The following is a 5,263-nucleotide window of genomic DNA, read 5'->3' as shown; positions in this document are numbered from 1 at the left end:
GCCGACGCATGTTCTTCGGCTTAAAGGCGTCCATGGTGATGCCGCGGAGCTGGGCGTGCCGCGGGGCGTCCATCCCGATGAACGACTGCGCAACCTCCCTCGCTTCGGGGGCGAAGTCCTCCATGGTGATGCCCTCGGCCGAGGAGAAGATCTCCGGATGGCGGCTAGCGTAGCGGATGTCCTCCTGCGTGGTCAGTGACCAGAAGCCCCTGGTGTTGAGCTCGGGCGGAAGAAGGTCGGACTCCGCCGGCCGGCTCCACGGCACCGGGTTCTCCCGGCGCAGGACGGCGAAGGCGGCGTCGCGCTCCTCGGGGGACTTGGCCCAGAAGGAGCGGGAGCTCAGGTCGATGTCACCATGGGTGGTATCGGGCATGGCTGTGGTCATAGCGGTTCTCTCCTCGATGGCCGGGACGCCGACGACTGTGGGGCACGTCACGTCGGCCTGCTCCCATGCTCACCGTCGGCGGCCCGGTCTGGGGCCGTCCCAGGTGCCAATTCCTGGCCTGCGCGGGCCATGCTCACGTCGTGGGCATCACTCCACCGGCGCGCGGAAGGTCGCGACCAGTCCGCCGCCGTCGCGGGCGGCGAAGTCCACCCGGCCGTTCATTGCCTCGACAATCTGCTGCACGATCCACAAACCCAGGCCTGCGGTGCCCCGTTGTCCGCCGGCGCTGACGTATTTCGCGGTCAGCTCACCCAGGCTCTCGGCCGGGATCCCGGGACCGCGGTCGGCCACCGCGATGACGAGTTCATCACCGTCGCGGTTGCACCCGACGTCCACCGGGGCGTCGGGGCCGTGACGGGCGGCGTTCTCGAGCAGGTTGGTCAGCACTCGGCGTAACCCCTGGGCGTTGATGGAGATCCCGGTGAGCCCGGGCCCGGTGGTCAGGCGCAGCCCTGGTGGCGCCAGCGCGACCGCATCGGCGGCCGCGACGATCACGTCGGCGATATCGACACGTTGGACACGTCCGGTCGAAAATGTGGGGCGCCGGCTCAGAGCGACATCGGAGAGTGCGTCGAGCATGTCGGCGAGATGATGCGTGTGCCTGCCGGCCAGCTGCAGGCTGGTCTCGCGGTCGGCCTCCGACATCTGATTGGCCGTCACCGCATCCATCAGCGCCTCCAATGATGCTATCGGCGTGCGGAATTCGTGAACCAGAACCTGCAGCCCGTCCTGCTGGGACTGGTAGGACTGCAGCAAGCGGGCGCGAAGGTCGCGTTCCTCTTCGGCGGCGACGTGTTCGGCTTCTGCCTCCACCAGCGCCCGGATCCTCGACTGTTGCTCACGTTCGGCCAGGGCGGACAACCCGGCGGTCATGATCGCAACGAACACCAGGTACAGCGCCGCCCAGCCGGCCTGGAGCCAGGGTTTCGGGGTGAGGGCCGCGCGCGAGGGCGATCCGAACGCGACAGCGACGTAGCCGGCGCCGACCAGTACCGCCAATACTAGGGTCCTGGCGAACGACAACCTCGCGGCCGAAGCGATGACGACCAGGACCAGCACCTCCGCCACCGGGCTGTGCAGCCCGCCGGTCAACCAGATCAGGGCCAGGGTGAACACACTGTCGGTGAAACTGACCACCCATGCGTACCGGGTCCGGCGCACCTCCAGTCTCGGGTTCACCAGCAGGGCAAGGGAGTACAGCATCGCCGCGGACAGCACGGCGACGGTCGCGGTGGTGTGCTGGCGAACCCAGTCCGGTCCGATCAGCAGCAGGACGCCGATCGACACGACGACCGCGATGCGGACCGCCACCACTGTGCGGGCCAGACCGTAGTCGTCTCTGTCGATGGCGCCGCCATCGTGCCGCTTCATCGGTGCGACCCTAGGGGTGCGGCTAGCATCGCGGCAATGAAAGCCGGACCGGGCGGTAAGCAGATCGTGGTCGTGATCGTCGACGACCACGAACTCTTCGCCCAGGGCCTGGCCCTGCTACTCAGCCGGGAGTGGGGCGGGTTATTCACCGTCGGCGGGCAGACCTCGCGGGTGGAGGAGGCCGCCGACCTGGCCACGCGCTGCGATGCCGACGTCGCGATCGTGGACCTGTCCATGCCGCCACTGGGCGGTGTCGCCGCTATCCGCCACATCAAGGACCGGCACCCGCGGACCCGGATCCTGGCGCTCTCGGGCACCGATGACATGGTTCTGGCCGAGGAGGCCCTGCGGGCCGGCGCCGACGGGTTCCTGCCCAAAACCGCGCGCCCCGAAGCGCTGGCCGGCCCGTTGTGGACCATCGCCGAGGGCCTGCGGGTCATCGACGGCGCCCTGCTCGATGCGCTACTGAGCAACACCCGACGCCCGCCGCCGGAGTTGTTGGACCGCCTTACCGCCCAGGACTTGAAGCTCTGGGGGTTCCTGGCCACCGGTATGGAGACGGTCGATATCGCCGACCGGATGCTGGTGTCCGAGCGCACCGCCAAACGGATGGTCGCAACATTGCTCAACAAACTGGGAGTGACCAACCGGATCGCCGCCGCCGCGCTGGCCGGCCGGTTCCGGCTGCTCGACGATCACACCGATAATCGGCTCAGCTGATCTGGATTGCGAGCGCGGGGCACATCGCCGCCGCCCGCACTGCGCGGTCCCGCTCTGACTCAGGTGGATCGGCATCGAGAACCACCACCTGTTCGGCGCCGTCGGGAAGGTCGAACAACTCGGGCGCCGCCATCAGGCACTGCCCGTGTCCCTCACACAAGCTGTAGTCGACGGTGATGTGCATGACGCCAGTATCGGGCGTGCAACCCCGGCACCGCTGGAACTTCCGCGCCAGATGTGGCCTTTCCGGGCCAGGTGGTTTCCTGCGGGTACGGTTCTTGTGCCGAGTTCGGCGCGCCCCCATAGCCCACCAACCCCTCAGAACCCTGGGCCTCATACCGGGCCAGCCGTTCACGCAGGGCGCGTGTGGCGCGCGAGCTCCGGCAGGTCGTCAATCGCCGCGGCGTTTGCGACGAACCCGAAGTCCATGCGGTCGTGGCAGGAGGTGAGCGTGGCGTTCAGCCCGATCGAGGCGGCGAGCGCGGAGACCGGATAGATCCCGGCGAGGCGTGCACCGTTCAGATACCGGGGCTCCTTGGCGCCCGGCACGTTGGAAATGACCAGGTTGCAGGCCGGGTGCCCGACCCGGTCCAGGTGCGTCGAGGCGGCCAGACCCGCGAGCGCGACGATTCCGACCAGGTAGGTCATCGCCGCGTCCTTCGACATGCCGCCCAGCTCCTTCTTGGCCGTGGCGATCGAGTCCACCACCTGCCGGATCCGTTCCGGCACGCTCGCGCCGGGTTCGCCGAGTCGCACGAACATCGCCGACACCCGCGTGCCGGTCGCCGTGTCGGCTTCGGCACGCAGTGACACCGGACACATCGAGATGAATGGGTGCGCAAAGGCGCGACCGGTCTCGCGCAGGTAGGCATGCAGCCCGGCGTCGAAATGGACGGGGTCTCGTATGTGCGGCTCGATGCTTCAGCACATCAAGCCAGGGCGCCACCTGCCGTTCGCTCATCCACGGCTAATCGCCCACGGCGAGATGTCGCAGAAGTTCGTCTCAAAACCACTTGTCTCACCTACAGCCTGCGAGCATTTATAACGTGCCCATTCATGGCCCACCGGGTCCCGCCGAAGCCGAGGCGCTCGCGCAGGCGGTCGCAGCCCGCCTGCCGCAGATCCATCTGCCCGCCCTGCTCATCGAGGTCGACCGAGACACCCGCTTCAGCGAGGCGTTCACCCACGCCGGCGGCGCCCAGCCGCGCAACCCCGACCTGACCCGCAACCTGTACGCCTCGGTGCTCGCCTACGCCTGCAACCTCGGCTACGCCGGCATGGCCGACGCCTCCGGCATCTCCGAAGACACCCTGGCTTGGACATCGCAGTGGTACCTGCGCCAAGACACCTTGCGGGAGGCCAACGCCCGCCTCGTGAATGCCCACCATCGCCACCCGCTCACGGCCCTGTGGGGCGGCGGGACGCTGTCGTCCTCGGACGGGCAACGATTCCCACAGCGCGGCCACAGCCTGACCGCCCGCGCGCTGTCCCGCTACTTCCTCGAAGAGGGAACCACCACTTACACCCACGTCTCCGACCAGCACTCGACCTACGGCACCACGGTCATCCCAACCACCTGGCGCGAGGCCATCGCCGTGCTCGACGACATCTTCGGCAACCCGACCGACCTGCCGATCGCCGAGCACACCACCGACACCGCCGGGCAGACGCTAGCTACATTCGCGATCTTCAACCTCGCCGGCCTGCAGTTCTCCCCGCGCATCCGCGACATCGGACGGCTACAGCTCTACCGCCTCGGCCCAGGCTCATCATGGCGAACCCGCTACCCGCACGCCGGAGCGCTGCTCACCCAGCCCATCCAAACCCAACTGATCGCCGACCTCTGGAACGATCTGCTCCGGCTCGTCGGGTCAATGAAATTCGGGCACACCACGGCCAGCCTGCTGATCGCCAAGCTGCACGCCAGCAGCCGACAGAACTCCCTCGCCCGCGCGCTGCAGGAATACGGCCGGCTCATCCGCACCCTCTACCTATGCCGATACGTCGCTGACGAAGAACTCCGCCGCAGAGTCCGCCGACAGCTGAACAAAGGCGAGAGCCTGCACGCGCTGCGCCGTGACCTGTTCTTCGCCCACCAAGGCCACGTCCGACGCCGCCACCTCGACGACCAAGTCGACCAGGCACTCTGCCTCACCCTGGTCACCAACGCAGCGGTGCTATGGACCACCACCCACATGGGTGACGCCCTCGACGCGCTACGCGACGACGGCTACCGGGTGACCGACGAGGCCGCCGGCCACCTCACACCCGCACAGCACGACCACATCAACTTTTACGGCACCTACCACTTCGATGTTGAATCAGAACTCCGCCGCCAAGGACACCGACCGCTGCGTTCACCCGCCGCCTGAGCTACCGGCACCCCGCCGACAGGGACCAGATTCGTTCCGTTGCTAAGGGAACCCCGAGTTGGACGGAGCCGACCGGACCGGTCGCCCACTGCACAACCCGTGTCGTCACGTGAGCTGCTCCGCCGCAGCAGGTTGGGTCGGCAATTGGTTCTCCTCGTGGTCCGTGTCCGGCGGGTCCGTCAGGCTCCAACGATGGCCTCCTCCCCGACCAGCGTCGCCCGATGCAGTAGGCGCACCGAGGTCGGCGCGAAGGGCAGCGCGCGGTGAAGCATGCCGGTGTTGTCCCAGATCACCAGGTCACCCGTGCGCCACTTCTGACGGAGGGTGAACTGCGGCTGAGTGCACCAGTTCAGCA

The 5,263-nt window shown here is 67.8% G+C and carries 6 protein-coding genes and 1 pseudogene; 2 read left to right on the top strand and 5 right to left on the bottom strand.

What is annotated here, in order from left to right; translation table 11 throughout:
• Both ACLP9N_RS29790 and ACLP9N_RS29785 read right to left on the bottom strand, forming a co-directional pair.
• A pseudogene (locus ACLP9N_RS29790) lies at nt 1–385 on the bottom strand (cytochrome P450); the annotation flags it as partial.
• A 147-nt stretch (nt 386–532) separates the two neighbouring features.
• Entirely contained in the window at nt 533–1,816 is a 1,284-nt protein-coding gene (locus tag ACLP9N_RS29785) for a sensor histidine kinase (protein ID WP_442410734.1), read from the bottom strand.
• Nucleotides 1,817–1,852: 36 nt separating this feature from the next.
• On the opposite strand from ACLP9N_RS29785, the gene ACLP9N_RS29780 reads away from it, so the two are divergent.
• Complete coding sequence (locus ACLP9N_RS29780) at nt 1,853–2,536, top strand: response regulator transcription factor (protein ID WP_442410733.1); 684 nt, start codon at nt 1,853–1,855, stop codon at nt 2,534–2,536.
• Here ACLP9N_RS29780 and ACLP9N_RS29775 read toward each other — a convergent pair.
• The gene (locus tag ACLP9N_RS29775) at nt 2,529–2,720 is read right to left on the bottom strand and encodes a ferredoxin (protein WP_442410732.1); all 192 of its coding nucleotides are present in this window, start codon (nt 2,718–2,720) and stop codon (nt 2,529–2,531) included. The two genes, ACLP9N_RS29780 and ACLP9N_RS29775, sit on opposite strands and share 8 nt — an antisense overlap.
• Before the next feature lie 167 nt (nt 2,721–2,887).
• Nucleotides 2,888–3,349 carry a WS/DGAT domain-containing protein gene (locus ACLP9N_RS29770; protein WP_442410731.1) on the bottom strand — a complete coding sequence of 154 codons (462 nt, stop codon included), beginning with the start codon at nt 3,347–3,349 and terminating at the stop codon, nt 2,888–2,890.
• A 233-nt stretch (nt 3,350–3,582) separates the two neighbouring features.
• On the opposite strand from ACLP9N_RS29770, the gene ACLP9N_RS29765 reads away from it, so the two are divergent.
• Nucleotides 3,583–4,908 carry a transposase gene (locus tag ACLP9N_RS29765; RefSeq protein ID WP_442410730.1) on the top strand — a complete coding sequence of 442 codons (1,326 nt, stop codon included), beginning with the start codon at nt 3,583–3,585 and terminating at the stop codon, nt 4,906–4,908.
• 179 nt (nt 4,909–5,087) lie between these two features.
• Here ACLP9N_RS29765 and ACLP9N_RS29760 read toward each other — a convergent pair.
• Nucleotides 5,088–5,263, bottom strand: a 176-nt coding sequence (locus ACLP9N_RS29760) for a TauD/TfdA dioxygenase family protein (protein WP_442410735.1), incomplete at its 5' end; no start/stop codon positions are given.

This window comes from Mycobacterium sp. (assembly GCF_052144515.1).
GTDB lineage: Bacteria > Actinomycetota > Actinomycetes > Mycobacteriales > Mycobacteriaceae > Mycobacterium.
Note: the sequence above shows the minus strand (reverse complement) of the source record. Positions and strands in the feature narration are given on the sequence as shown.

Bases quoted from the DNA above. Each gene is read 5' to 3' on its own strand.
- ACLP9N_RS29775 (WP_442410732.1), bottom strand. From the start codon at position 2,720: ATGCACATCACCGTCGACTACAGCTTGTGTGAGGGACACGGGCAGTGC.
- ACLP9N_RS29785 (WP_442410734.1), bottom strand. From the start codon at position 1,816: ATGAAGCGGCACGATGGCGGCGCCATCGACAGAGACGACTACGGTCTG.
- ACLP9N_RS29780 (WP_442410733.1), top strand. From the start codon at position 1,853: ATGAAAGCCGGACCGGGCGGTAAGCAGATCGTGGTCGTGATCGTCGAC.